This is a genomic window from Neobacillus sp. GCM10023253 (genome assembly GCF_042653105.1).
GTDB classification, from domain to species: domain Bacteria; phylum Bacillota; class Bacilli; order Bacillales; family Cytobacillaceae; genus Neobacillus; species Neobacillus citreus.
The window spans coordinates 274,662-298,696 of the sequence record NZ_JBHSHV010000008.1 but is presented as its reverse complement, the minus strand read 5'-3'; the positions used below and the strand labels follow the sequence as shown (position 1 = coordinate 298,696).

The 24,035-nt window shown below is 40.7% G+C and carries 28 protein-coding genes; 14 read left to right on the top strand and 14 right to left on the bottom strand.

Annotated elements, in window-relative coordinates:
• Window positions 1-5: 5 nt before the first annotated feature.
• The 8 genes from ureB (at window position 6) to ACFPA1_RS12070 (ending at window position 5,675) form a co-directional block, all read left to right on the top strand.
• Window positions 6-335, top strand: a complete 330-nt coding sequence (ureB, locus tag ACFPA1_RS12105) for an urease subunit beta (RefSeq protein WP_378583170.1) — start codon at window positions 6-8, stop codon at window positions 333-335.
• Window positions 332-2,044 carry an urease subunit alpha gene (ureC, locus tag ACFPA1_RS12100; RefSeq protein WP_378583168.1) on the top strand — a complete coding sequence of 571 codons (1,713 nt, stop codon included), beginning with the start codon at window positions 332-334 and terminating at the stop codon, window positions 2,042-2,044. Before ureB ends, ureC begins: the two co-directional genes overlap by 4 nt.
• Window positions 2,045-2,055: 11 nt before the next feature.
• Window positions 2,056-2,514, top strand: coding sequence for an urease accessory protein UreE (ureE, locus tag ACFPA1_RS12095; RefSeq protein ID WP_378583165.1), 459 nt, complete (start codon window positions 2,056-2,058; stop codon window positions 2,512-2,514).
• Window positions 2,504-3,190 (top strand): urease accessory protein UreF, encoded by a 687-nt coding sequence (locus ACFPA1_RS12090; RefSeq protein ID WP_378583445.1) that lies wholly within the window; start codon window positions 2,504-2,506, stop codon window positions 3,188-3,190. The genes ureE and ACFPA1_RS12090 overlap by 11 nt, the downstream gene beginning before the upstream one ends.
• A gap of 22 nt (window positions 3,191-3,212) precedes the next feature.
• Window positions 3,213-3,824 (top strand): urease accessory protein UreG, encoded by a 612-nt coding sequence (ureG, locus tag ACFPA1_RS12085; RefSeq protein ID WP_213144171.1) that lies wholly within the window; start codon window positions 3,213-3,215, stop codon window positions 3,822-3,824.
• 2 nt (window positions 3,825-3,826) lie between these two features.
• Window positions 3,827-4,651 carry an urease accessory protein UreD gene (locus ACFPA1_RS12080; RefSeq protein WP_378583163.1) on the top strand — a complete coding sequence of 275 codons (825 nt, stop codon included), beginning with the start codon at window positions 3,827-3,829 and terminating at the stop codon, window positions 4,649-4,651.
• A 75-nt stretch (window positions 4,652-4,726) separates the two neighbouring features.
• On the top strand, window positions 4,727-5,398 hold the full coding sequence (locus ACFPA1_RS12075; RefSeq protein WP_378583160.1) for a sulfite exporter TauE/SafE family protein: 672 nt from the start codon (window positions 4,727-4,729) through the stop codon (window positions 5,396-5,398).
• A 61-nt stretch (window positions 5,399-5,459) separates the two neighbouring features.
• Window positions 5,460-5,675, top strand: a complete 216-nt coding sequence (locus tag ACFPA1_RS12070) for a hypothetical protein (protein ID WP_378583157.1) — start codon at window positions 5,460-5,462, stop codon at window positions 5,673-5,675.
• Between the two features lie 41 nt (window positions 5,676-5,716).
• Here ACFPA1_RS12070 and ACFPA1_RS12065 read toward each other — a convergent pair whose 3' ends face one another.
• Complete coding sequence (locus tag ACFPA1_RS12065) at window positions 5,717-6,634, bottom strand: urea transporter (protein WP_378583154.1); 918 nt, start codon at window positions 6,632-6,634, stop codon at window positions 5,717-5,719.
• Window positions 6,635-6,995: 361 nt separating this feature from the next.
• Here ACFPA1_RS12065 and ACFPA1_RS12060 point away from each other — a divergent pair, with 361 nt between their 5' ends.
• Window positions 6,996-8,471, top strand: coding sequence for an alanine/glycine:cation symporter family protein (locus ACFPA1_RS12060; protein WP_213144176.1), 1,476 nt, complete (start codon window positions 6,996-6,998; stop codon window positions 8,469-8,471).
• A 63-nt stretch (window positions 8,472-8,534) separates the two neighbouring features.
• Here ACFPA1_RS12060 and ACFPA1_RS12055 read toward each other — a convergent pair whose 3' ends face one another.
• Window positions 8,535-9,899, bottom strand: a complete 1,365-nt coding sequence (locus ACFPA1_RS12055) for a sensor histidine kinase (protein WP_378583151.1) — start codon at window positions 9,897-9,899, stop codon at window positions 8,535-8,537.
• Window positions 9,896-10,600: a response regulator transcription factor gene (locus ACFPA1_RS12050; protein WP_378583148.1), complete on the bottom strand. Its 705-nt coding sequence runs from the start codon at window positions 10,598-10,600 to the stop codon at window positions 9,896-9,898. The genes ACFPA1_RS12055 and ACFPA1_RS12050 overlap by 4 nt, the downstream gene beginning before the upstream one ends.
• Window positions 10,601-10,753: 153 nt before the next feature.
• Between ACFPA1_RS12050 and ACFPA1_RS12045 the strand changes: the two genes are divergently transcribed.
• Window positions 10,754-11,488, top strand: coding sequence for a sulfite exporter TauE/SafE family protein (locus ACFPA1_RS12045; protein ID WP_378583146.1), 735 nt, complete (start codon window positions 10,754-10,756; stop codon window positions 11,486-11,488).
• A gap of 44 nt (window positions 11,489-11,532) precedes the next feature.
• Window positions 11,533-12,159, top strand: coding sequence for a class I SAM-dependent methyltransferase (locus ACFPA1_RS12040; protein WP_378583443.1), 627 nt, complete (start codon window positions 11,533-11,535; stop codon window positions 12,157-12,159).
• A 47-nt stretch (window positions 12,160-12,206) separates the two neighbouring features.
• On the opposite strand, the gene ACFPA1_RS12035 is transcribed toward ACFPA1_RS12040, so the two are convergent.
• The 4 genes from ACFPA1_RS12035 to ACFPA1_RS12020 all read right to left on the bottom strand — a co-directional run bounded on the left by ACFPA1_RS12035 (window position 12,207) and on the right by ACFPA1_RS12020 (window position 15,783).
• Window positions 12,207-13,268: a YncE family protein gene (locus tag ACFPA1_RS12035; RefSeq protein WP_378583144.1), complete on the bottom strand. Its 1,062-nt coding sequence runs from the start codon at window positions 13,266-13,268 to the stop codon at window positions 12,207-12,209.
• Window positions 13,269-13,504: 236 nt separating this feature from the next.
• The gene (locus ACFPA1_RS12030) at window positions 13,505-14,251 is read right to left on the bottom strand and encodes an amino acid ABC transporter ATP-binding protein (RefSeq protein ID WP_378583141.1); all 747 of its coding nucleotides are present in this window, start codon (window positions 14,249-14,251) and stop codon (window positions 13,505-13,507) included.
• Window positions 14,252-14,268: 17 nt separating this feature from the next.
• Window positions 14,269-14,928 carry an amino acid ABC transporter permease gene (locus tag ACFPA1_RS12025; protein WP_213144180.1) on the bottom strand — a complete coding sequence of 220 codons (660 nt, stop codon included), beginning with the start codon at window positions 14,926-14,928 and terminating at the stop codon, window positions 14,269-14,271.
• A gap of 69 nt (window positions 14,929-14,997) precedes the next feature.
• Window positions 14,998-15,783, bottom strand: a complete 786-nt coding sequence (locus ACFPA1_RS12020; RefSeq protein ID WP_378583137.1) for an amino acid ABC transporter substrate-binding protein — start codon at window positions 15,781-15,783, stop codon at window positions 14,998-15,000.
• A gap of 247 nt (window positions 15,784-16,030) precedes the next feature.
• On the opposite strand from ACFPA1_RS12020, the gene ACFPA1_RS12015 reads away from it, so the two are divergent.
• Window positions 16,031-16,603, top strand: a complete 573-nt coding sequence (locus ACFPA1_RS12015; RefSeq protein ID WP_378583135.1) for a YdhK family protein — start codon at window positions 16,031-16,033, stop codon at window positions 16,601-16,603.
• Between the two features lie 58 nt (window positions 16,604-16,661).
• Here ACFPA1_RS12015 and ACFPA1_RS12010 read toward each other — a convergent pair whose 3' ends face one another.
• Both ACFPA1_RS12010 and ACFPA1_RS12005 read right to left on the bottom strand, forming a co-directional pair.
• Window positions 16,662-16,802 (bottom strand): hypothetical protein, encoded by a 141-nt coding sequence (locus ACFPA1_RS12010; RefSeq protein ID WP_378583133.1) that lies wholly within the window; start codon window positions 16,800-16,802, stop codon window positions 16,662-16,664.
• A 17-nt stretch (window positions 16,803-16,819) separates the two neighbouring features.
• The gene (locus tag ACFPA1_RS12005) at window positions 16,820-17,071 is read right to left on the bottom strand and encodes a hypothetical protein (protein ID WP_378583131.1); all 252 of its coding nucleotides are present in this window, start codon (window positions 17,069-17,071) and stop codon (window positions 16,820-16,822) included.
• Between the two features lie 256 nt (window positions 17,072-17,327).
• Here ACFPA1_RS12005 and ACFPA1_RS12000 point away from each other — a divergent pair, with 256 nt between their 5' ends.
• Together ACFPA1_RS12000 and ACFPA1_RS11995 are read left to right on the top strand one after the other, a co-directional pair.
• Window positions 17,328-17,765 carry a hypothetical protein gene (locus ACFPA1_RS12000; RefSeq protein ID WP_378583128.1) on the top strand — a complete coding sequence of 146 codons (438 nt, stop codon included), beginning with the start codon at window positions 17,328-17,330 and terminating at the stop codon, window positions 17,763-17,765.
• Between the two features lie 2 nt (window positions 17,766-17,767).
• Entirely contained in the window at window positions 17,768-19,132 is a 1,365-nt protein-coding gene (locus ACFPA1_RS11995) for a 4Fe-4S binding protein (RefSeq protein ID WP_378583126.1), read from the top strand.
• A 108-nt stretch (window positions 19,133-19,240) separates the two neighbouring features.
• Here the strand turns inward: ACFPA1_RS11995 and ACFPA1_RS11990 are convergent, their stop codons facing one another.
• The 5 genes from ACFPA1_RS11990 to ACFPA1_RS11970 form a co-directional block, all read right to left on the bottom strand.
• Window positions 19,241-20,446 carry an ABC transporter permease gene (locus tag ACFPA1_RS11990; RefSeq protein ID WP_378583125.1) on the bottom strand — a complete coding sequence of 402 codons (1,206 nt, stop codon included), beginning with the start codon at window positions 20,444-20,446 and terminating at the stop codon, window positions 19,241-19,243.
• Entirely contained in the window at window positions 20,443-21,126 is a 684-nt protein-coding gene (locus ACFPA1_RS11985; protein WP_378583122.1) for an ABC transporter ATP-binding protein, read from the bottom strand. Before ACFPA1_RS11985 ends, ACFPA1_RS11990 begins: the two co-directional genes overlap by 4 nt.
• A complete protein-coding gene (locus ACFPA1_RS11980) occupies window positions 21,110-22,336 on the bottom strand; it encodes an efflux RND transporter periplasmic adaptor subunit (RefSeq protein ID WP_378583121.1) in 1,227 nt (408 codons plus the stop codon). Before ACFPA1_RS11980 ends, ACFPA1_RS11985 begins: the two co-directional genes overlap by 17 nt.
• A gap of 292 nt (window positions 22,337-22,628) precedes the next feature.
• A complete protein-coding gene (locus tag ACFPA1_RS11975; protein WP_378583118.1) occupies window positions 22,629-23,351 on the bottom strand; it encodes an amino acid ABC transporter ATP-binding protein in 723 nt (240 codons plus the stop codon).
• Window positions 23,348-24,031 (bottom strand): amino acid ABC transporter permease, encoded by a 684-nt coding sequence (locus ACFPA1_RS11970; RefSeq protein ID WP_378583115.1) that lies wholly within the window; start codon window positions 24,029-24,031, stop codon window positions 23,348-23,350. Before ACFPA1_RS11970 ends, ACFPA1_RS11975 begins: the two co-directional genes overlap by 4 nt.
• Between the last annotated feature and the right edge of the window lie 4 nt (window positions 24,032-24,035).

Sequence of the window (24,035 nt, the reverse complement as noted above, 5' to 3'; positions counted from 1 at the left end):
ACCAAATGGAATGGGAACCAGGTCAGTTATTTTTAAAAGAGGAACCAATCATCTGCAATGAGGGCCGTGAAATACATAGGGTCAGAGTAACTAATACAGGAGACCGGCCGGTCCAAATCGGTTCACACTATCATTTCTTTGAAGTAAATGAAGCCCTGAAGTTTAATAGGGAGGACGCTTTTGGAAAACGGCTAAATATTCCTGCCGGGGCAGCAGTTCGTTTCGAACCTGGTGATGAAAAAGAAGTGGAATTGGTTTGCTTTGGAGGGGAACAAAAGGTTTATGGATTTAATAATAAAACCGATGGGTCTGTTGAAAGTGGGTGTGGAAAATGAGTTTTGAAATGCCGCGCAAGCAATATGCCCAGATGTTTGGGCCAACTACTGGAGATTCGATTCGTCTAGCGGATACCAATTTAATCATCCAAATTGAAAAGGATTATACCACCTATGGTGAAGAGGTTGTCTTTGGGGGCGGAAAGGTCATCCGCGATGGAATGGGACAGCATCCGCTTGTTACCCGCGGTGATGGGATACCTGATGTCGTGATAACTAATGCAGTTATATTAGATTACACCGGAATTTTTAAAGCAGATCTAGCGATTCGTGACGGGAAAATTTCCGGAATCGGAAAAGCGGGAAATCCGCTGGTGATGGATGGGGTAGATATCGTAATCGGGGCTTCCACTGAAATCATTGCCGGTGAAGGAATGATTGTGACAGCAGGCGGCATTGACACACACGTCCATTTTATTAATCCGGAACAAGTGCCTGTTGCCCTTTCAGCGGGGCTTACTACTTTAATTGGCGGTGGCACAGGTCCATCTGCAGGTTCAAGGGCGACAACGGTTACACCGGGGGAATGGAATATCCATCGCATGCTTGAGGCAGTCGAGGGCCTGCCGATCAATGTTGGTTTGACCGGAAAAGGCCAAGCGGCAACCGAAGAACCGCTGGCTGAACAAGTACGGGCCGGTGTGATTGGACTTAAGGTTCACGAAGACTGGGGTGCTACACCTTCAGCCCTTGACCATGCTTTGCAGGTAGCGGATCAATATGATGTGCAAGTGGCACTTCACGCAGACACCTTAAATGAAGCTGGTTTTGTTGAAAATACGATGGCGGCGATTAAAGACCGGGTCATTCACATGTATCATACGGAAGGCGCCGGAGGCGGGCATGCACCTGATTTGATTAAATCAGCAAGCTTTATGAATGTCCTGCCGTCCTCCACAAATCCGACGCTTCCATATACCATCAATACAATTGATGAGCATCTTGACATGCTGATGGTTTGCCACCATTTGAATCCTTCCGTACCGGAAGATATTGCCTTTGCCGATTCCAGGATTAGAAAGGAAACGATTGCTGCTGAAGATATCCTGCAGGATATGGGGGTTTTTAGCATGACCAGTTCCGATGCCCAAGCAATGGGGCGGGTTGGTGAGGTGGTCACCCGGACTTGGCAGGTAGCCGATAAGATGAAACTGCAAAGAGGCTCTTTGCAAGGTGACAGCAAACTATCTGATAATAACCGGGCCAAACGTTATATTGCAAAATATACGATTAACCCAGCGATTACCCATGGGATTGCAGATTATGTTGGGTCGATTGAAGTAGGGAAAATCGCTGACCTTGTCATTTGGTCACCCGCATTCTTCGGGGTGAAACCGGAATTGGTAATAAAAAGCGGCTTCATTGTAATGGGGATGATGGGGGATGCCAATGCTTCTATTCCAACACCGCAGCCGGTAGTTTGCCGGCCGATGTATGCAGCCACTGGAAAAGCCTTGGCGAAGAGCTCGATTACGTTTGTGTCTCAGGCAGCTTATGAAGGTAAAGTTCACGAAAAGCTTGGCTTGGAAAAAGTCATTCTGCCTGTCCACGGAATCCGAAAGCTAACCAAAAAAGACATGAAGCTTAATTCAGAAACACCTGAGCTTTCCGTAGACCCGCAAACATATGAGGTAAGAGTGAACGGGGAGCATATCACATGTGAGCCAGCTGAAAAATTACCGATGGCCCAAAGATATTTCCTATTTTGAGGTGAAAAGGCATGTTAATTGAACGAATTGAAACCAATATTGAAAATATGGAAAAGGAAGAAATATTCAGACGCCATATTGAAAAAGTATACCTCGAAAGTGATCATCTCGTGAAACGTGTTCAGAGAGTTAAAACTGACCACGGCCGGGAAATCGGCATTCGTCTGAAGGATCCACGTGACCTTGTGGCCGGAGATGTGTTGTTTTTGGATGAAAAAAATATGATTGTCGTTGACGTAATCGCTGATGATTTAATCGTCATTAGTCCCCGTAATTTGAAAGAAATGGGGACCATCGCGCATCAATTGGGTAATAGGCACCTTCCAGCCCAATTTGAGGGTGATGAGATGATGGTGCAATACGATTACCTTGTAGAAGACCTGCTAAAGGAGTTGGAGATTCCCTATAAACGGGAAAATCGAAAAGTGAAGCAGGCGTTTCGCCATATTGGTCATAGTCATGGAGAGTAAATTATTAGCACTGTTTCAGCTTTGTGATTCCAATTTTCCAACAGGAGCCTTTAGTCATTCCTACGGTTTGGAAAGCTATATCCAAGAGAATACGGTTCATAATTCTGAAACCTTTTCACAATGGCTGCAGGTTTATATTGACGAGCAGCTCATCTATTCAGATGGGCTGGCAAGTCTCCTTGTATATCAGGCATTGGAAGAGGATGATCTTGCTAAAGTCTGGAAGCTGGATCGATTATTGACTGTCCAAAATTTGCCGCGGGAAACGCGGGAGGGCAGCCAAAGAATGGGTGAGCGGATGTTAGAGCTTGTTCAGTCTTTATATGATGCACCTATTCTACCTCTTTACAGAAAAAGGATTAGCGCAAAGCAATCGTTTGGTCATCCTGCGATTGTCTTTACGATGGCAGCCCATTATCTGGGTGTACCAAAACCAACAACTGTTTTATTTTACCTTTATTCAGTTGTATCCAGCATTGTTCAAAATGCCGTACGAGGGATTCCATTAGGGCAGACGGCAGGTCAGAGAATCCTTCATGATATTCAGCCTGTTTTAATAGCAGCTGTTGAAAAAATAGGTCAGATGGATGAAGAGGACTTTGGCATTGTCTCACCTGGTATCGAATTATCCCAAATGAGGCATGAACGTGTGAATATACGAATTTTCATGTCATAAAAAAAGAAAGGATGTTTTCATTATGGATCCAATTAAAATCGGTGTAGGCGGCCCTGTTGGGGCAGGAAAAACGATGTTAGTGGAAAAATTAACACGTAAATTGAATAATGAAATTAGCATGGCAGTTGTGACAAACGATATCTATACAAAGGAAGATGCTAAATTTTTAATGCAAAACGGCGTACTTCCTTCCGACCGGATTATTGGCGTGGAGACCGGCGGCTGCCCGCATACGGCCATTCGTGAAGATGCATCAATGAATTTTGCGGCAATCAACGAACTAAAAGAAAAACACCCGGATGTCGAGCTGATTTTTGTGGAAAGCGGCGGGGATAACCTAGCAGCAACCTTCAGCCCGGAATTGGTTGATTTCTCAATCTATATCATTGATGTGGCTCAAGGAGAAAAAATTCCGCGCAAGGGCGGGCAAGGAATGATTAAATCGGATTTATTTATTATTAACAAAACCGATTTAGCCCCGCATGTCGGAGCCAGGCTTGACGTCATGGAGTCAGATACAAAGGTTTTCCGCGGTGACAAACCATTTGTCTTTACCAATCTAAAAGATGATTCAGGGCTGGATAATGTGATTGATTGGTTAAAGGAAAATGCATTATTAAAAGGATTGGCCTAACCATGAAGGACTGGACAGGTGTTCTTCATCTCGAAGCAGAGGAACGGAAAGGAAAGACTGTTGCGAAAAATGTGTATTTTCAGGGCGCATTTAAAGTAATGCGCCCTATTTACCATGATAATTCCGGTCAGGCCTGCTATTATTTATTAAATCCTGGCGGCGGCTATTTGGATGGCGACCGCTATCAAATGAAGGTTTCCCTCGGTGAGAATGCCAGGATGACGCTGACCACACAAGGAGCCACAAAGATTTATAAAACACCGAAAAGGCATGCCTACCAGGAATCAGAGATTACTCTTCAGGCAGGCAGCTACCTTGAGTTTATTCCTGATCCGTTAATTGCTTATCAGAATGCGAAATATAAACAAAAAAATGTGATTCGGATGGACAAAACTGCCACTTTTTTTTATTCGGACATCATTACCCCTGGCTGGTCACCGGAAGGAGACCATTTCAGCTATGAAACCATCCAACTGTTGAATGAGATCTACATTGATGATGAACTAGTAGTTTACGACCATATAAAATTAAAACCATCCCAGCAAAATTTACGTGGTCTCGGTTTTATGGAGGGGTATTCCCACTTGGGCTCGATGCTTGTGGTTGGGACGCAGTCCGGCAGTTCCTTGCTTGACCAGTTATATTTGGCAATTGAAATGAATACAAATGATTATAAAGTTGGACTGTCCTCACTGCCGGTCCCAGGATTTACGTTACGCGTGTTTGCGAATTCCACTCAGGTGATTGAAAAAATTTTTTCGGACATTCATCGGATGATTAGCCAGGAATGGTTTAGCAGGAAACCAAGCTTTCTTAGAAAATATTGATAGTTAACCCGGTAAACCAAAATGGCTGCCGGGTTTTTAATAGATAGATAAAAGTAAGTTTGGGGAGGAAAGAAAATGGATGTTACCTTTTTTTCGGTATTGACGTTAGGGTTTATTTTGGGCATCAGGCATGCGATTGAGCCGGATCATGTGATTGCAGTTTCGACGATTGCAAGCCAGAGCAAAAAGCTTTGGCATGCATCGCTTGCCGGCGTTTTTTGGGGAATTGGGCATACAGCCACACTATTTATTATTGGGATTTTTTTAATTTTAATGAAAAATGATATTCCGGAAAAATGGTCAATGACGTTGGAATTTTTGGTAGGAATTATGCTTGTATACTTAGGTATTGCGGCGATGTTATCGATTCGAAAAAAACGTACGACTAACCACGAACATGGCCACGTACATAATCCCCCGTTTGCAAAGCGGGGCAGATATTACAAATCTTTATTTATTGGATTTGTTCATGGACTTGCCGGTAGTGCGGCGATGGTTCTTCTGACAATGAGCACGGTTCATTCGGTGTGGGAGGGCGCATTATATATTATCGTGTTCGGCTTGGGAACGGTTCTTGGCATGTTAATTTTTACAACGATTATAGGAATCCCGTTTATTATGAGTATGAAGCAAATGGTTACAAGCAGGGCCCTGATTGTAACGACCGGCGCTGTAAGTACTGTGTTTGGGTTTTACTATATGTATAATTTAGGCGTTAACGATGGTTTATTTAACCTTTGGATGTAACCTCCGCATACGTCTTTAAGTTTATGGAAAAACTCTAATTGAAAAAAGGAGGTTAAGGGGCATGTTTGAAAATTTTGAAGTCAATCATTTATTTGAGGATTCGGTCCGGAAACACCCGCATTTCTCACTAAGTATTGATGGCCATGAGTATAAGGGAATGGTTAAAGATGAGAAAATCCATTGGTACCAGCCGCATCCTAAACAAAAGATTGAGGAAGAGCATTTAAGTGCTGTTGAAAGTCAGGTCTATGATATGATGCAAGAGCATCTCGAGTAACGGTAAAAGGATGTCCAAAAAGGGCATCCTTTTAACTTTTATTAAAATCTAGGCATGACTTTTCTGGCAGCAAGAAACAGCCATGTGCATAACACGAAAGGCATGGTCAATGCCGGAAGTCCGTATGGTAAGAGCCAGGTTACAACACTGCCGGCAATGGGAACGGTTAAACAAGCAGCGATAATACCAGTTATTAGTGGATATTTGGCGTTTTCTTTAAATACAATGGCTACAGCAATCATTGTTAGTATTGCATTGTATCCGTAAAGCCCCATAAAAATCAAATGATGTTCTGCACCAAGGCCGTATGATGTTAACAAAGCCGCTGCATTCCCGATGATTGCGTAAACACCCAATCTCCATCCTGCCCAAAACACTGCGATAAAAAGCAATACCCCGGATAAATTGTTATCAAGGAAAAAAATTTGTCCAATTCCATTCACTGCACCATCAAGCCAATCTGTCTCCCCTTTTATATTTAACGTCCAATTAGATAAAGATTGCGGGGTGAGATTTGGGCTTATCTTAAATGAAACCAGGCGGTAAGTAGTGAGCAGCAAGAACCAGGTTAGGACAATAAACGGGAAGGTGAGAACGGGGATGCCCGTTCGCCGCATGAAATGGATCATCGCTGCTGTAAAAACGGATGCAATGGCAGCACCAACCAAAGCAATGAAAAAACGGTCATCACCGCTTAGAAATAAGGAAAGAGCCATGCCTGTCAGTACAGAGTTATACCCATATAACCCATGATTGACGCTTTCCCCATCAGCCCCGCCAATTTTCCCGATTAATGTTCCAATCACAGCGGACAAAAGCGTGACTGCTCCTAGAGAAACGGAGGCGATGGTTATGGCAGCCAGAATGATAAAGCCGGAGATTGCATTTTCGATTAAAATCACTTGGGAGATTCCTTTGAAAGTTGATGCCAGCAACCATTTCAATGAGTCCCTGTTCATAAGGTTACCTGGATTGTTATGAATGATGACCACTCCTTTGCAGAGTATGAAAGCAGCAAATTGATTTTTTAAAGAAACCCTTAATAAAATTCCCCGAGGATGAAGAAAGTATGAGGATAAAGAAGGTAATCTTGTTAAATTAAATTTTAATTAGTCCAAATTAATCTTGAAAGGTTTTTGCAAGGTTCAAATAAACCAAAATAGCCCAAAAGTCAATATATAAAGATATTTCAGTAAAATCTAAATAGAAAAAATATTCTATTGAAATATTATCATCAATTAATTTATAATTTTTTTATCACCTTGTTATATAACATCTTTGGGGGAAAAAATTTGTAGTACATAACAAAGGGGGAATTTTATGTTTGAGAAACTGGTCACAAGCATTACAGATTATTTATGGAGCCCGCCACTTATCGTCTTTATCGTAGCCGTAGGAGTCTACTTTAGTGTCCGTACCGGATTTTTGCAAATTCGTCATTTTAAAGAAATGATTCGTTTAATCTCTTCTGGTAAGAGTTCCAATGAGGGGGTATCTTCCTTTCAAGCATTGGCAATGTCATTATCAGGCCGTATAGGAGTCGGTAACATTGCTGGAACGGCAACGGGTATTGCATTCGGAGGACCTGGTTCCGTATTTTGGATGTGGGTCATTACCTTTATCGGTGCAGCATCTGCTTTTGTGGAGTCCACCCTTGCGCAAATCTATAAGGAAAAGCAAGACGGAGAATATCGAGGCGGTCCGGCCTTCTATATTGAAAAAGGCCTTGGATGGAAATGGTTTGCGGTTATTTTTGCGATTGCCACTCTCCTTGCTATGGCTGTATTGATGCCAGGTATTCAGGCAAACTCCATTGCAGAGGGCATCAGCAATGCATTTGGCATTGACAGGACGATCACTGGTTTAGTAGTTGTGTTCCTGATGGGTCTTATTATTTTCGGCGGAGTTAAGCGGATTGCTAGAGTGGCAGAATTTGTCGTGCCGTTTATGGCGGGTGCATATTTATTGCTTGCTATTGCCATTATTGCGGTTAATTTTGATAGAATTCCAGAAGTATTTTCCCTTATTTTTAAGAGTGCTTTCGGAGCAGAAGAAATGTTTGGCGGAATTCTCGGTTCGACCATAATGTGGGGTGTAAAACGCGGTCTATATGCGAATGAAGCAGGACAAGGTACAGGTGCCCACCCTGCAGCGGCAGCAGAAGTATCACACCCGGCAAAACAAGGACTTGTACAAGCATTTTCAATTTATCTTGATGTATTCCTAGTCGTTACATCGACAGCACTTATGATTCTATTTACAAATTCGTATAATACCATTAATGAAAAGACTGGTAAAGTCCTAGTTGAGCACCTCAAGGGAGTGGAGAGTGGTCCTGCATACACACAAGCGGCAGTTGACACCATCCTGCCTGGATTAGGTTCAGGATTTATTGCCATCGCTCTATTCTTCTTTGCTTTTACAACCATTTTTGCCTACTACTATATTGCAGAAACAAATCTTGCATATTTAGTAAAGGGTAAAAATAGGAAATTATCTATGACAGTTTTAAAGATTGTCCTCTTAGGTGCCACTTTCTATGGATCCGTAAAAACAGCAGCAACAGCGTGGGCCATGGGGGATATCGGACTTGGAATCATGGTATGGTTGAACTTGCTGGCAATTCTTTTATTATTCAAACCAGCACATATTGCTTTAAAGGATTATGAAGCACAGCTGAAGCAAGGGCTGGATCCGGAGTTCAATTCAACTAAATTGGGTATCAAGAATGCAGATTTCTGGGCTGATGGTTATAAAAAGTCTGAAAAAGATGAAAAGAAACGTGTAGCAAATTAAGCAGAAAAGTTAATAAAGCAGGAAAAGGCAGCAGGGTGAGTAACAATTTCCTGTTGCCTTTGTTTATTTTCTTAATTTTATGATAAAGCTGGTGCCCTGCCCCACTTTACTTTCAACCTTAATTTCTCCGCCATGTGCTTCCACTAATTGTTTTACAATGGCAAGGCCCAGCCCAAAGCCACCGGTTGTTCTCGACCGGGATTTTTCGACTCTATATAGGCGGTCAAAAATATAAGGGAGGTCTTCTTGAGGTATGCCAACTCCCTGATCCTGAATGTTAAGCTGGATGGTTTCGTTTTCTTTCAGCACTGTGATAAAGGTTTTCGTTCCCTCTTTCGAGTATTTAAGACTGTTATCGAGAAGGTTTAAGATTACTTGTTCAAACCGAACTGGGTCTATTTCTACAGACAAACTTTTCGGACAGTCTACGAATAATCGATTTCCCTTATTATTAAAGGCAGGCAGAACTTTATCGTGGACAGATTTTAAAAATGTGCATAATTCCACTTTTTCCTTAATGATGGAAAATGCGTTTTGGTCTAACTTCGCCAGGTCAAATAACTCCTTCAATAATTGGCTGACACGCTGGGATTCTTCCTGAATAATATTCAAGTATTGGACCCTGTCCTTTTCGTCCAGCCCCTGTCTGCTAGCGATATCAGCGTATCCGCTAATATAGGTCAGTGGCGTCCGCAGTTCGTGTGAGATACTGGCCAAAAATTCATTTCGTTCTTTTTTCAGGTGATTTAGGTCATTTGCTAAAGTCTGAATCGATAGGGCCAGTTCCCCTAATTCATCCTTTGAAGGTGTCGGAAGAGTAACGGAAAAATCCCCTTTGCTCAATTTCTTAGTTGCTTCTGTCATCGATATTAACGGCTTCGTTAAAACCTTTGATAAAAAGAAAATCGTAATCATAATAAAGAAGAGAATCAATAGAGACGCCAAAAGAAAATGCTTATTCAATTGTGTGATAAGTTTTTGAACTTCAGCCGTGTTCTTGAACATGTAAACATATCCCGCTTTATTTCCATTGCTTTTAAAAGCTGTCACAGTTGCGATATAAGGTTCCCTTTGCCAATCATCCTCTATGATACTTCCATTTCGAGGAAGGTCAAGGATTGGCTTTTTTAATACCGCCTGGATATTGCTATCCATATTTCCAGAAGAAACGAGAACACTTCCATTAGTATCTGTAATCACGACCTCTGTATCCGTATGGGATTCCATTAACCCAATATGATGTAGAGTGGAGGGATCTGCACTAATTTCTAAGACAGCACGGTGACTGTTTCCTCTGGCCTGCAGTGCATGTAATTCCCGGTCGACTTGTGAATGAACTAAATTGTTGTGAAGAAATCCCATTGAAAAAACTTCGATTACCAATATGCAGAAAAAGAACCATAAAGCGTATTTAACGGAAATTTTCATGTTTTACTCCGTTGGGAATCCATTCCCTCATTAACCCATTTATAGCCGACTCCCCAGACAGTGAAAAGATGCTGATTAATCGGAAATCCGGCATTTCGCAATTTATCCCTGAGGTTTCGAATATGTGAATCAATCGTCCGGTCATCGATATTGGCTTCAAGGCCCCAAATGGCAGATAATAAATGCTCACGAGAGAATACTTTCTGAGGATTTCTTAAAAACAGCCCAATTAGAGCAAATTCTTTTGGTGTGGTGGATATGACCTGGTTTCGATATTTTAATTCAACGGAATCTTCCTTCCATTCCAACCCTTTAAACACTAAATGATTATCTTTGGATTGGCCACTTCTTCTTAAAAGTGCTTCCACTCTGGCTAAAAGTTCTGCTTCGTGAAAAGGCTTGGTAATGTAATCATCTGCACCTTTTTTTAACCCTTTCACTACGTCTGCTGTTTCACTTCGGGCCGTTACCATGATAATGGGGACATCTGAAAACTCCCGGATTTTTTGGCAAGTCATCCAGCCGTCCATCTCTGGCATCATCACATCTAGAATAACAAGGTCGATTTTTTCCTTTTGCAAAAAAATTAACCCCTGTTTACCAGACTCTGCTTTAATGCAACGGTAGCCGTTCGGTGTCAGGTAAAGGCCCAAAAGGTCAAGCATTCGAGTTTCATCATCGACAAGAAGAATTGTTTTCATATTTCCACCACCTCGTATACAAAGTTTATATCATATTAATAGAGGAAAATTATAAAGTTTTTTACAAAAATAGCAATTCTAAATTAATCTCCATAAATTATGCACTTTTGTATGTTAGACTGTCTCTATAAAAATGGTTTATAAGGTGATTTCATGTACAATTTATTTAGTCAAATAAGTGCCACTTTAAGTCGGCCGTTTTTTGAAATGGCCAATAGTTTAGAATCATGGCCGATAATTTTTGCTTTAATTCTTGGATTAGTAGGAGCTCTTGCCCCCTGCCAGCTGACAGGAAATATTAGTGCGATTACCCTTTACGGCAATCGTTCGATTCAACAGAAAATCGCCTGGAAGGATGTTTTCTTTTTTACTCTGGGTAAAATAATCGCTTTTTCTCTATTAGGTGTTTTGGCCTGGCTGCTGGGAAAAGAAATTGAACAAAACCTGACGTATGTTTTTCCATGGCTGCGCAAGCTTATGGGTCCTTTATTAATCTTTGTAGGGTTATTTATGGTGGGGTTCATAAAATTTAAAGGAACAATCAATCTTTTTAAAGTGAAAAATGAGTACAAACATGAAAATCCTTTCGGTTCCTTTATGCTCGGGTTTAGTTTTTCTCTAGCCTTCTGTCCGACCATGTTTATCCTGTTTTTTGTTACCTTAATGCCTGTCGTGTTGGCTAGTCCATATGGATTTATTCTTCCTTCAGTATTTGCCCTTGGGACAGCCATTCCGTTATGGATTATCATTTTAATCATTTGGTACCTTGGCGGAAGCGGTGTGATCATGAAAAAAGGGAGAAAGTTCGGGGCATTCATTCAAAAGGCTGCTGGCATCATTTTGCTGCTGCTAGGAATTTTTGATACATTAACTTATTGGTCCTTATAAAAGTTGAAAAACTAGGAATACCTTCGTTGTTTTTTCAAATTGGGGTGATTTACTTGGGGAAGAGTGTTAATGAAATAATAAAAAAACGGTATAACAGAGTGTCACGAATTTATGACATGATGGATCGAATGATTAAAGAGCAATGGAGACAGGACCTTCTTTCAACCGTCTCTGGGGATGTTCTTGAAGTTGGAGTAGGGACAGGAGGGAATCTGGTTTATTATCCTAATTCTATCAACTCTCTTACTGGTATAGATTTCAGTCAAGGAATGTTGAAGTTTGCAAAAGAAAAATCATTAAAAATGAAGTTTCATTTTCCAGTAGAATTAGTGGAAGGAGATATCCAGGACCTCCCTTTTCCTGACAACACGTTTGATGCAATCGTTGCAACATGTGTTTTTTGTTCAGTACCGGATCCGGTTAAAGGCTTGCAAGAACTAAAAAGAGTTTGCAAACCAGATGGCCGCATCTATATGATTGAACATATGAAAAGCGACAATAAATGGGCGGGACTTGTCATGGATTTATTAAATCCTTTAACTGTAAGGCTTTGGGGGGCAAATATTAACCGTGAGACAATAAAAAATATTAAGTTGGCAAGTCTTAATATAGAGACGAATGAGTCATTAATGGGGTCAATTGTCCGAAAATTGGTTTTAACAGCAAAATGACGTGTGGGTAAATTCACACGTCATTTTTATATTACTTGTACGCTGTTTTAGGGAGTAATACTTATTCCATTTGGGGTTTTACCGACTTGTATTGTTTTGACTAATCTATTTTGGGCATTGTCAATGATACTTACAGTATCTTCGAACATATTTGTTACATACGTAAATTTATTATCTGGACTGGTTACGACTCCATGTGAACCTTTTCCTGTTTCAATAGTTGCAACCGCTTGTTTTGTTTGTAAATCGACCTTTGTAAGTGTATGAGAAGGGGTGTCTTCTGTTCCTTGGTTGGCAACATAAGCAAATTGATTGTTCTGTTGAATGTAAACCTGTGCCGGTCCATTGCCGACGTTGACTTTATCTACATTTCCTGAAGCTAAATCGACAATTGCAAGGGCATTTTCTTTATTCAACGTAACCACTAATGTTTTGTTATCACTTGTTATTCCAGTTGTAACCGGAGTTGTGCCAACCTTTATTTTTTTCTCCTCTTTCATGCTTTCAAGATTTAAGACGCTAACTGAGTTTTCTCCCATATTTGCCACATAGGCATATTGGCTATCCTGAGCTATTCTAAATCCATGTGGGCCTTTACCGGTCGGAATTGTTTGAACAACTTCATATTTTTTCGCGTCAATAACAGAAACATTATTATCTTCATTGTTAGTCACTAAGGCGTACTTTCCGTTTTCAGTAAAAACTATATGGGCAGGGTGGTTTCCCACAGCTACTTCCTTAATAATCTTGTCGTTTTTGGGATCAATGAATATTGCTTTTCCTTTCATATCCATGGAGTCATCATGTCCATGTGCCATTTTTGGAACAACTGTAGCTGCCACTACTTTGCCATCTGGTGAAACCTGGATGTTGTGAACAGCTCCCTCAACTTTAATAGTCGAGACGACATTTTGGTCTTTAACACTGATTTTTGAAATACTTCCACCCTCATTTGCGGTAAATAAAAATTGACTTACTTGAGTCGAAGTTGGATTTTCAGTCTTCTTATTTGTGTTTTGGTTTCCGTTATCAGAAGCCTTCCCGCAGCCGGTTAGAACTAAAGACAGCATTAAAATGCTAGTAAAGAATAAAGCTAATAATCTCTTCATTTACTATTTCTCCTTTCGTTTTCACTGTCATGATAGTTCTTTGAAATAGCTTAATGTAGTGATGTTTATCACAACAGAAAAACATTGCAAGTTTTGTTTAAACTTTTGTGAAAATCCATAATTTCTGCAAAATTTATCGTTAAAATAAATGATTTTAAAGTTATTGGTTGGCTTTCAAAAATAAAAAGACAGGTAAACAAAATGTTCACCTGTCTTTTACATGAAACTATACCTGATTATTTTAAACTGCGGTTCAAGAAAGCCTTCGTCCTTTCATGCTGCGGGTTTTCGAAGAGCTCAGTTGGATGGCCGGATTCTACAATCTCCCCGTTATCCATAAAAATAACACGGTTGGCTACCTCTTTTGCAAAACCCATTTCATGGGTCACGACAATCATTGTCATGTGTTCTTTAGCCAAATCTTTCATTACTTGTAGAACCTCGCCTGTTAACTCTGGATCCAAGGCGGATGTTGGTTCATCAAACAGCAAGATATCAGGATTCATCATCAGCGCCCGGGCGATGGCTACCCGCTGTTTTTGGCCCCCCGATAAGTTGGATGGGTAGGCATTGGCATGACTAGAGAGTCCAATTTTTTCAAGAATTTCTTTGCTTTGCCGTTGAATGGCTGCTAATGGTTGCTTTTTAACCAATTTAGGCGCAAGTTCCAGATTTTCCTTAACCGTTAAGTGTGGAAAAAGGTTAAAGTGCTGGAAGACCATGCCCATCTTGGCGGTAATATTCCTGATCTCGGCTGGTCTAGAATAGACGCCATCCTTCACCAAATAATCTTCGGAAACACGGATGCCTCCGCCGTCAATTGTTTCGAGGTATACAAGGCTGCGAAGCATCGTACTTTTTCCAGAACCAGAGGGGCCGATGACTGCAACCACATCATTTTTATTCACATCAAAGGTAATTTGTTTTAAAACATCTAAATGGCCGTACGATTTTTTTAAATTCTTTACTTCGATGATTGCCATAGTTCACCGCTCCTTTCCTATGCAAAATTGAACCGTTTTTCAATCCATTTAAAGAACATGGTTAAGATTAACGTCATGATTAAATAAATAATACCGGCAACAAGAAAAGGCACAATAGTAAAATCGCGGTTTACCGCAGTTTCGGCAAAGTGAAGCAATTCTGGTACAGCAACGGCATAGAGCAGCGCGGTATCTTTAACCAAGGTCACTGATTCGTTCGCTACGGCCGGAAGAGCAATGCGGAACATTTGCGGTAAAATGACACGTGTCATCGTTTGAAACTTATTTAAGCCAAGCACCTGTGCCGCTTCATATTGTCCTTTATCAATAGCCAGAAGCCCGCCGCGGAAGATCTCGGCAAAATAGGCGGCATAGTTAAGGATAAACCCTAAACAAGCAGCAACGAAGCGGTCCAATACCAAATATTCACCGATAACCGGAATCATCGGCAGACCGAAACAAATAAATAATAGCTGCAGCAAAAGCGGCGTGCCGCGCATCACATAAATATAGGTTTGGGCAAGCCAGGATAGCGACTTAAAGCGGCTTCTGACAGCCAGTGTCAATAAAAAGCCAAGCGGAATAGATACGACAATGGCAATTAAAAACAACAGGATGGTCATCTGGGCCCCTTCGAGCATCGGACCAAGAATGGAGACGATATAATCAAAAGACATAGAAGGATTCCTCCAAAAACAAAACAGGGTTTCCCATGGAAATCCTGTTCCGTATATTGTTCATTATTATTATTTTAAAACTTTATCTTCGCCAAACCACTTTTCTGAAATTTTAGCGGCAGTGCCGTCTTCATTCATAGCATCAAGCGCTTTTTGAAGTTTTTCAAGTAGCTTATCATTGCCTTTTTTCACGCCTACTCCATATTCCTCAGGAGCAAGGGATTCATCGAGAATCTTAAAGGATTCTTTTTCTTTAGACATGTAGTACTTAATAACAACCTCATCAATAACAACGGCATCCAAACGGCCGCTCTTTAGGTCATTTAAAGCAAGGACGTTGTCTTTAAATTCAGTTACAGTTTTGATTTTGTCTTTAATTGGATTAGCATCTAGAGCATCTGATGCAGATGAAAGAGATTGTAAGCCAACCACTTTGCCTTCTAAATCAGCAAGTTTGCTAATTTTTGAATCTGCCTTGGTAACTACGACCTGAGCATTTTTTAAGTATGGCTTTGTAAAAAGAACTTTCTTTTTACGTTCATCAGTAATGGTGTAACCGTTCCAGATAAGGTCGATTCGTCCTGAACTTAATTCGGATTCTTTTGTTTTCCAATCGATAGGCTGGAACTTAACTTTTTGACCCATTTTTTCCGCCGCAGCTTTTGCGTAATCAATATCAAAACCAACGATTTCGTTCTTTTCATCACGGAATCCCATCGGAGCAAATTTATCATCAATACCGATTACTAACGTGTCATCACCCTTATCAGTCTTTTCAGCAGAATTGGAAGAGCATCCCGTTACGATGGCGAATACTGTGGCTATTGCTAGAATCATAGTTGCTATACGTTTCATTTTTATATAAACCACCTTTATATTTAATTTTAATTACTTTAATACTTTATCACACTACCATATTATAATACTAAAATATTATTTTATTCAATAGCTCTTAAATAATAGTAAAATTGCGAATATTTAACGCCCAAATTGGGTAAATTTATTTATTTTACCATTTAACTATTATGGATATATTAAAATTCATATTTTCTGCACAATTTTATAGTAGTATGCGTTTGTAATTAAATTTAAGGAGGAAGCCATGAAAAATAAAAAATTGTTGATTCCTTTTATTGCTTTAGTATTAATGTTGATTTTGTCTGCTTGTTCAAGCAATGGTAATCAAAAGGGTTCTGGTGAGACGAAAGATTCGGGTCATAAAAGTATGGATATGGATCATATGGAACATTCTAGTTCAGAAGAAGTTCCTAAAGGATTAAAAGTAAAAGAGAATCCAACCTATAAGGTAGGAAGTAAGGCAATTATTCATACTGAACATATGGAGGGTATGGACGGTGCTGAAGCAACGATTGCAGGTGCGTATGATACGATGGCATATGCTGTTACCTATACCCCAACTACTGGTGGAGAGAAAGTGAAGAACCATAAATGGGTAGTTCAAGAGGAAATTAAAAATGCAGGCAGTGAACCGTTAAAACCTGGAATGGAAGTTACCATCGAAGCAGACCACATGAAAGGGATGAAGGGGGCAACAGGCATAATCGATTCAGTAGAACAAACAACCGTATACATGGTTGATTACACACCAACTACAGGTGGAGAAAAAGTGACAAACCATAAATGGGTAACAGAAAGTGAACTTTCATCTAAATAGCCGTTCACTTATTGAAGATATAAAAGGCTTGGCAGTAATGCCAAGCCTTTCAAACAATTTAGTTTATTTTTTGATTTCGTAATGCTAATTTAACTGCAAAATAAACGACTCCGCCTATAACAGCCAGACCTATCAGCCACATCAGGATACACATTACCACTCCCATGGTTCCGCCCATCATTCCATAAGAGCCCATCATGTCAAATCACCTCATTGTTAAAATTGGTTCATCATATTTTCACTTTTGGTTTCCGATGTTCCTCCCATCATTCCCCCGTTTTCATGGCAGGATTTGTACATATCCTCTAACTCTTGTTTAGAGGAATCCGGGTGCATTTTTTGCATGAAAGGAAGCATCTTATCAAAGCTTAGGCCATCTCCATTATTATTATTTCCAGCAGCAAATACCGCTGTGCCTGCTCCTAAAATTAATGCGGCAGAAAACAATCCAAACGCTAACTTTTTCACTTTCAGCATCTCCCTTCTTTTATTACACCTTCATCATATAGCAAAAGTATGCAGAAAAAATGGATATCTCGTGTCGATGTTATGAAGATTATTGGTGAAGTTTTTACAAAAAATTGAACAGTTCCAAATGATTCAGATGATGCCATATTATCTCCACTAAAAATGCATAGAAACTGCAAATTTCCCCATTAAATTATAGCTATAAACCAAGCAAACAAATATTTTATCTATGTTTACCTTATTGGAGGTGGAGAGTTTGAAAAAGTTATTTTTATCAATTTTTGCTTTGGCATTTATTTTCGCTTTTGATATTAGGGCATTGGCGAATGAAGGCCATTCCCATGATCAAAGCATTAAACAAGCGGCCGAGAAATTTAAGAATGGAAGCAGTGCCGATAGTTCATCCGGTCATTCTGAGATGGAAAACCATGATGATGGCGCCAGCAAAGGCAAAGAAAACAGTCACACTGAAGCGGGCATGCACGATGATATGGATATGGAAGGGATGCAGAGTGATATGAATTTGGAAGGGAGCCATACAGAAAGCGGACATGAGGAAGGAAGCGGAGACCATCACGGGCCGGTAGTCGAAACACCGCCGAACTACAAAGTGCTGGGAACCTACGGAGCAGTCAATCTATCTTTTATCTTAATCGGCATTTGGAATAAATGGTTTAGAAGGAAGGGGATTTAACTATGGCAATGCCTGAGGAAAAACTAAAACCGGAAAAAGAACCTTTTAACCTCCTGTCCATTCCAATTGTAAAAAAGTTTGTTAAGAGCAGATGGTATCCTGGAATTTTTCAATGGAGTGTTATCACTGTGTTTTCAATCATTGTATTTGAATTAGTTATGGGAACGGTCAACCCAAGTAAGAACTTTGGAACAACGATGACCTGGGTATTGTGGTGGCCGATCATTCCAATTATTTTCTTAGTTGCCGGTCGCTTCTGGTGTGCAATCTGTCCGTTTGGTAAATTGAGTGACATTGTTCGAAAAACTATCGGCGCGAACCGGCCGATGCCAAAGTTTCTAAGAAAATACGGAATATGGTTAATAGATTTATTCTTTATTGCAATTACGTATAGTGACCACGTATGGGGCATTGTAGAATCCCCAAGGGGTTCCGGATATTTATTACTGCTGCTCGTAACAATGGTAGTAGCGACCTCTGTTTTCTATGAAAGAAGAACGTTCTGTAAAACACTTTGCTTCCTTGGCGGATTGGCCGGAAACTATTCAAGGTCTGGGGCAGTGAAATTAACTACAACACCTGATATTTGCAAAACGTGTAAAGTGCAATCCTGCTATCGGGGAACCGAAAAGGTCGAAGGGTGTCCAATGTTCCAATTTCCAAGAACGATGGAATCCAGTGCGGAATGTAATCTTTGTGCCAACTGTGTGAAAAACTGTCCTAACGACTCCATTAAAATTGAGACGAGAATTCCAACAAAAGAACTGTGGGGCTTAAAAAATCCGAAGATTGAGCATGCATCTCTTGCGGCTGTTATCATGGGTATCGTGTTCGTCCAAAATATTACGATGCTTGAACCATGGCAGAATATTCTAAGTGCTATTGGAGCTGTTACAGGTACCGCCAATTACACTGTTAACTTTACAGTAGCCTTTATCATTGCGATGGCTATTCCAATTCTATTATTGTTAGGAACTGCAAAGATTGCGTCTTTATTTGGCATGGAAGGTACTGTGAAAAAGAACTTTACCCGTTTTGGTTATGCGATTATTCCATTGGACCTTGCCGGCCACTTAGGTCATAACCTTTTCCACATTTTTACCGAAGGAAAAGCAATCTGGTATAACTCAATTGGTTTATTTGGAGTACAGTCTAATCCAACAAGTTTAAGCTTGGCTTCGACACCTACGGTTCAAATGATTCAGTATGCGATTATTATTATCGGATGGATTGGCACCACTTATGTTGTATACAGAATGGCTAAGAAATCAAGCTTTAAAGCAGTGTTGCCATATTATGTGCTGATGCTTGCCTTAGCAATTGTGAATATTTATTTGTTCTCATTACCTATGATGCATAGGGTTTAATGAAGTAAAAATTAAACCAGCATTACATCTTTATTAACAGCCAACAAAGCATCAAACATAAAATTTAACTAGTTTGATGCTTTGTTAGCTTAATTCATCAAATGTAATTTATTCATAACGTAAAGCATCAATTGGACTAAGCTTTGATGCTTTATTAGCAGGGAGGATGCCGAAAATAATCCCGATAAAGGCAGAAAAACTAATTCCAATGAGCACAATTAATGGGCTCATCGTGGCAGTTATCGGTGATACTTTTGAAACAATAATCGTACCAATTGCGGCTAACCCCATGCCAATTAGCCCTCCTAAAGAGGTAAGGGTAATCGCTTCTATTAGAAATTGCAGGAGTATTTTTCTTCGTGTTGCACCGATTGCTTTTCGAAGGCCAATTTCTCTAGTTCGTTCCGTGACAGAAACAAGCATAATATTCATGACGCCAATCCCCCCGACTAACAAGGAAATCCCGGCGATACTTCCAATCAGCAGTGTAAGCAACGATATCATCTTGTTTAATTCTTTTTCATAATCTTCGAAGCTATTTGTTGTATATTTTCCATCTTCCAGGCCTTTTTTTTCTGTCAGGGTTTCAGCGGCCAGCCTGCCAGTCACCGAAACTTTCTCAGGATCACTGGCAATCACCGATAATTGTTCAATTTCCCTGTTTCCAAACATCATCGAAATGACTGCCCGCGGCATCATCATTTCACCGTTATCCTTGTTTCGGAATTGCTCAGGAATAGATGATTCATAGACACCAACGACTTTATAAGGATTGCCATTTAAATCAATGATTTCACCAATGGGATTTTCAGATTCCTTGAAGAATTTCTTCCGTGCGATGGTATCAATCATAACCACCCGATTCAGCCCATCATTATCTGCTGCATAAAAGGACCGGCCTTCCAGTACCTTAATTTTTCTGGCAGAGAAGTATTCAGCACCGACACCGGTGATTTGCATGTCTCCCTGCACATCATTGCGTACCATCATCCCATAGCCTTGATTAGTCGCAATGACCGCTTTCACGCCGGGAACCTCAGCAAGTGTCTGGACATCATCATTGGTCAGCTCAGGTTCCATCCAAAACGTGGGCTCTTCACCCTCGGGGGGCACGTATTCATAGAAAATATTAATCGCGTTTTTATCGGTTCCGAAAAATTCATTCGTCATTTTGGTTCTTGTACCTTGTCCGATTGCTACTATAATGATAACAGCGGCAACACCGATAATAATCCCAAGCATCGTTAAGATGGATCGAACCATATGATTCCAAATCGAAGAAAGGGCGATTTTAAAGCTTTCCAAAATATTCATGAGGCTACCACACCCCGGTCATCGGTAATCATGCCATCTTTTATCGTAATAATTCTCTTCGCGTAGGCTGCGATTTCTTCTTCGTGGGTAACGATAATCACCGTTTTTCCTTCTTCGTTCAGCTGGGTAAATAGCTTCATAATTTGGGCGCTTGTTTTTGAATCAAGAGCCCCAGTTGGTTCATCTGCTAGAATAATTGTAGGATTGTTGACAAGTGCTCTGGCAATGGCGACCCGCTGTTTTTGACCTCCGGATAATTCGCCGGGGAGATGCTTCATGCGGTCTTCCAAGCCGACCTTAGTCAGCATTTGTTTCGCCCTTTCGGTTCGTTCCCGTTTTGATATCCCTGCATATATGAGCGGAGAGGCAACATTTTTCAAAGCATTGTCCCGCGGGAACATAAAGAACTGCTGGAAAACAAAGCCGATATGCTCATTTCTTAATTTTGCCAAGGCGCTCTCTTTTGCGGAGTTGATGATTTCGCCGTTTAATTCATAGGTTCCCGATGTCGGGTAATCCAAAAACCCAATGATATTCATTAACGTGGATTTTCCTGAACCTGATGGCCCCATAATCGCAATAAATTCTCCATCTTCAATGGCTAAATCAATTCCATGCAGGACTGGAACCTCAAGTGAACCCTTTCCATAAACCTTTGAGATGTTATTTAACTTCATCAAAAGAGGTCACTTCCATTCCATCATGGATTTGTTCATTTGGCGTGATCACGACAAGCTCACCAAGCTTTACTCCATTCTTAATTTCGATAAATTCATCATTCATTGCGCCTGTCTTGACTTCACGTCTTTCCAGCTTTTTATCCACTAAAACATAGACAACCTTGGCGCCTCCTTCATCGACAAGCGCTGGGTGTGGAACTGCGAGTGGTTTTTCAGCACCGCCGACTTTGATTTCTAATGAGACATGGAAGCCTTGCCGCAGCTCTGAAGTATCGTCGGTTATTGCGACCTTAAACGGATACATCGTCACATTGCCTCCGCCTGGAGGCCCGCCGAAGTCTCCACCGCCACCGCCGTCTGCAGTAGGGAATTGAGAAACAGATTCAATCGTTCCCTTCCATTCCCGGTCTTTAAATACCTTTGGACGAATAATGACTGGCTGTCCGTGCTGAATCTTAACAGCGTCAAATTCACTCATGGTCCCGATCACTTTATATGGCTGACTTGAAATAATATGGATGATAGGTTCTGCTGACCCGGTTTCGGTTTTGGCGACGTTAGGGTCAACTTTTACGATTATGCCATCCATTTTGCTTACCACCGTCATGTCATTTTTCTGAGCAGTTAGTTCTTTAATCTGATCATCAGAGGTGGCAATTTCGGATTTTGTGTTTTCATATTGCATCTCCAGCTGGATTTTTTCATTCGACAGCTGATTTACACTTTCTTGGGTAACAGGAGCCTCTTCTGTACTGTCCGAATTGGAAGCCTGTGTCTGCACTTTCTTTTTTGCATCATTAAGTCGCTTTGTTAGGTCAGCAATTTGATTTTGCTCTGTTTTTGCCCTGCTAGTAAGCAAATCTTTGCTGCGGACGGCTCTAGTAAGTTCGTTTTCTATTTTTGCAGAATCGTATACCAGCAGTGCGTCACCGGCTTTGACAGCCTGGTTTTCTGCCACCTTAATTTCTTTGATTGCTCCTTTTGGGGGCTCAATAAAGATCTTTTGCTCGCTTTCTGGCACAATTTTCCCGGTTACGAGAATCGATTGGGCCAGTTCTTTCTGACTTACTTTTTGAACGGTTATTCCCATTGGTTTTGGTTCCGCGCCCGCCATTTGACTCTGTGGCTTAGTAAAAAAATAAGCGGCTGTTCCCCCGATGATTAATACTGTAATAATCGATACAATCCAAATCCATACCTTTTTCTTCACAATGAACCCCCGTCTAGTAATTTATTTTTCTCTTAGACTAACTTTAGTGTAATTTGGGAAATACTACAATATTTATATAAATATTGGAATATTTAATAGATAATTGGAAAATCATCTATAATTAAGACGAAGTTTTAAACGTTTAGGGTTCAGGTTTAGACAAAGAATATTTTCAAAAGGTGTAGTAGGGGAAACACTCATGGTGATGCCGAAAAGAGAAAAAGGTACAGGGCTTTTATGAGCGCCTGTACCTTTTTCTCTTAATTAAATGAATTATTTCGCCAAGATACTCTTATAAAATCTGATTTAAAAACCTTTGTGTTCGCTCGTGCTTTGGATTTGAGAAGATTTCACTTGGATGTCCTTCTTCTATTATATTGCCGTCGGCAAGCATGACGATTCGGCTTGCTACTTCTTTTGCAAAGCCCATCTCGTGTGTCACGATGACCATTGTCATTCCTTCACGGGCTAAATCCTTCATGACTTGAAGTACCTCGCCCACAAGCTCAGGGTCTAATGCCGAAGTTGGTTCGTCGAATAGCATGGCTTTTGGCTCCATTGCCAATGCTCTGGCGATGGCCACACGCTGTTTTTGCCCGCCAGATAATTGGTCTGGGTAGAAGTTGGCTTTATCCTGGAGGCCTACTTTTTTCAGGAGGTCCATTGCTTTAGAACGGGCCTGATCTTTAGATACACTCTTGACATGAACAGGGGCCTCAATAATATTTTCCAGCACTGTCATGTGCGGGAATAGGTTGAAATGCTGAAATACCATTCCCACTTTTTCTCTTATCTTATTTAGATTCGTTTTTGCGGGATTGATTTTTTCCGTATCGATGATAATGTCTCCGGCTTCTGCTGTCTCTAAAAAGTTTAAACAGCGGAGAAGGGTACTTTTCCCTGAACCACTCGCACCGATTAGGACAACAACCTCTTTTTCTTTTACGTGTAAATCAATATTTTTTAAAACTTGTAGTTCCCCGAAAGATTTTGATAGATTTTTAATTTCAATCATGCGGCTGCTGCCTCCTTCGGTCTACTGACATCCAACCTTTTCTCCAAGCGGTTTGTGAACCACGTGAAAATTAACACGATGATCAAATAATAAAGTCCGACAACAAAGTAGGTTTCAAATGGCATATAATTTTCCCCTTGGACGGTAAGGGCAGTGTTAAATAAGTCTGTTACAGAAATATAGGCAACTAGTGAAGAATCTTTTAAGCTGATAATGAACTGATTCCCCAGCGGCGGGATGGCTCGTTTGAAGGCCTGTGGAAAAATAATTCTGCGCATTGCAAGCGGGTAGGACATCCCTAGCGATCTTGCAGCTTCCATTTGCCCGCGGTCGATCGATTGGACAGCCCCCCTGAAAATTTCTGCTATATACGCCCCAGTATGAATACTTAACGCAAGCGCGCCGGCTGTAAAGCTGTCAAGGGTTAGAAAATTCGCGATTCCATAATATAGGAACATAATTTGAACGATTAACGGAGTCCCGCGGATAAGCCCAATATAAATATCAGAAATCCAATTAAGAAATTTGATAGAAGAGATTTTAAAACTGGCAAAGATGATTCCAATGATTAATGCAAATAGCAGAGAAATAATTGTAATGGAAATCGTCATCCATGAGGCTTTCAAGAAGGCAACACCATGCTCACTGAGGATGCCGATAATATTTTGCCAAAAAGTCATGATT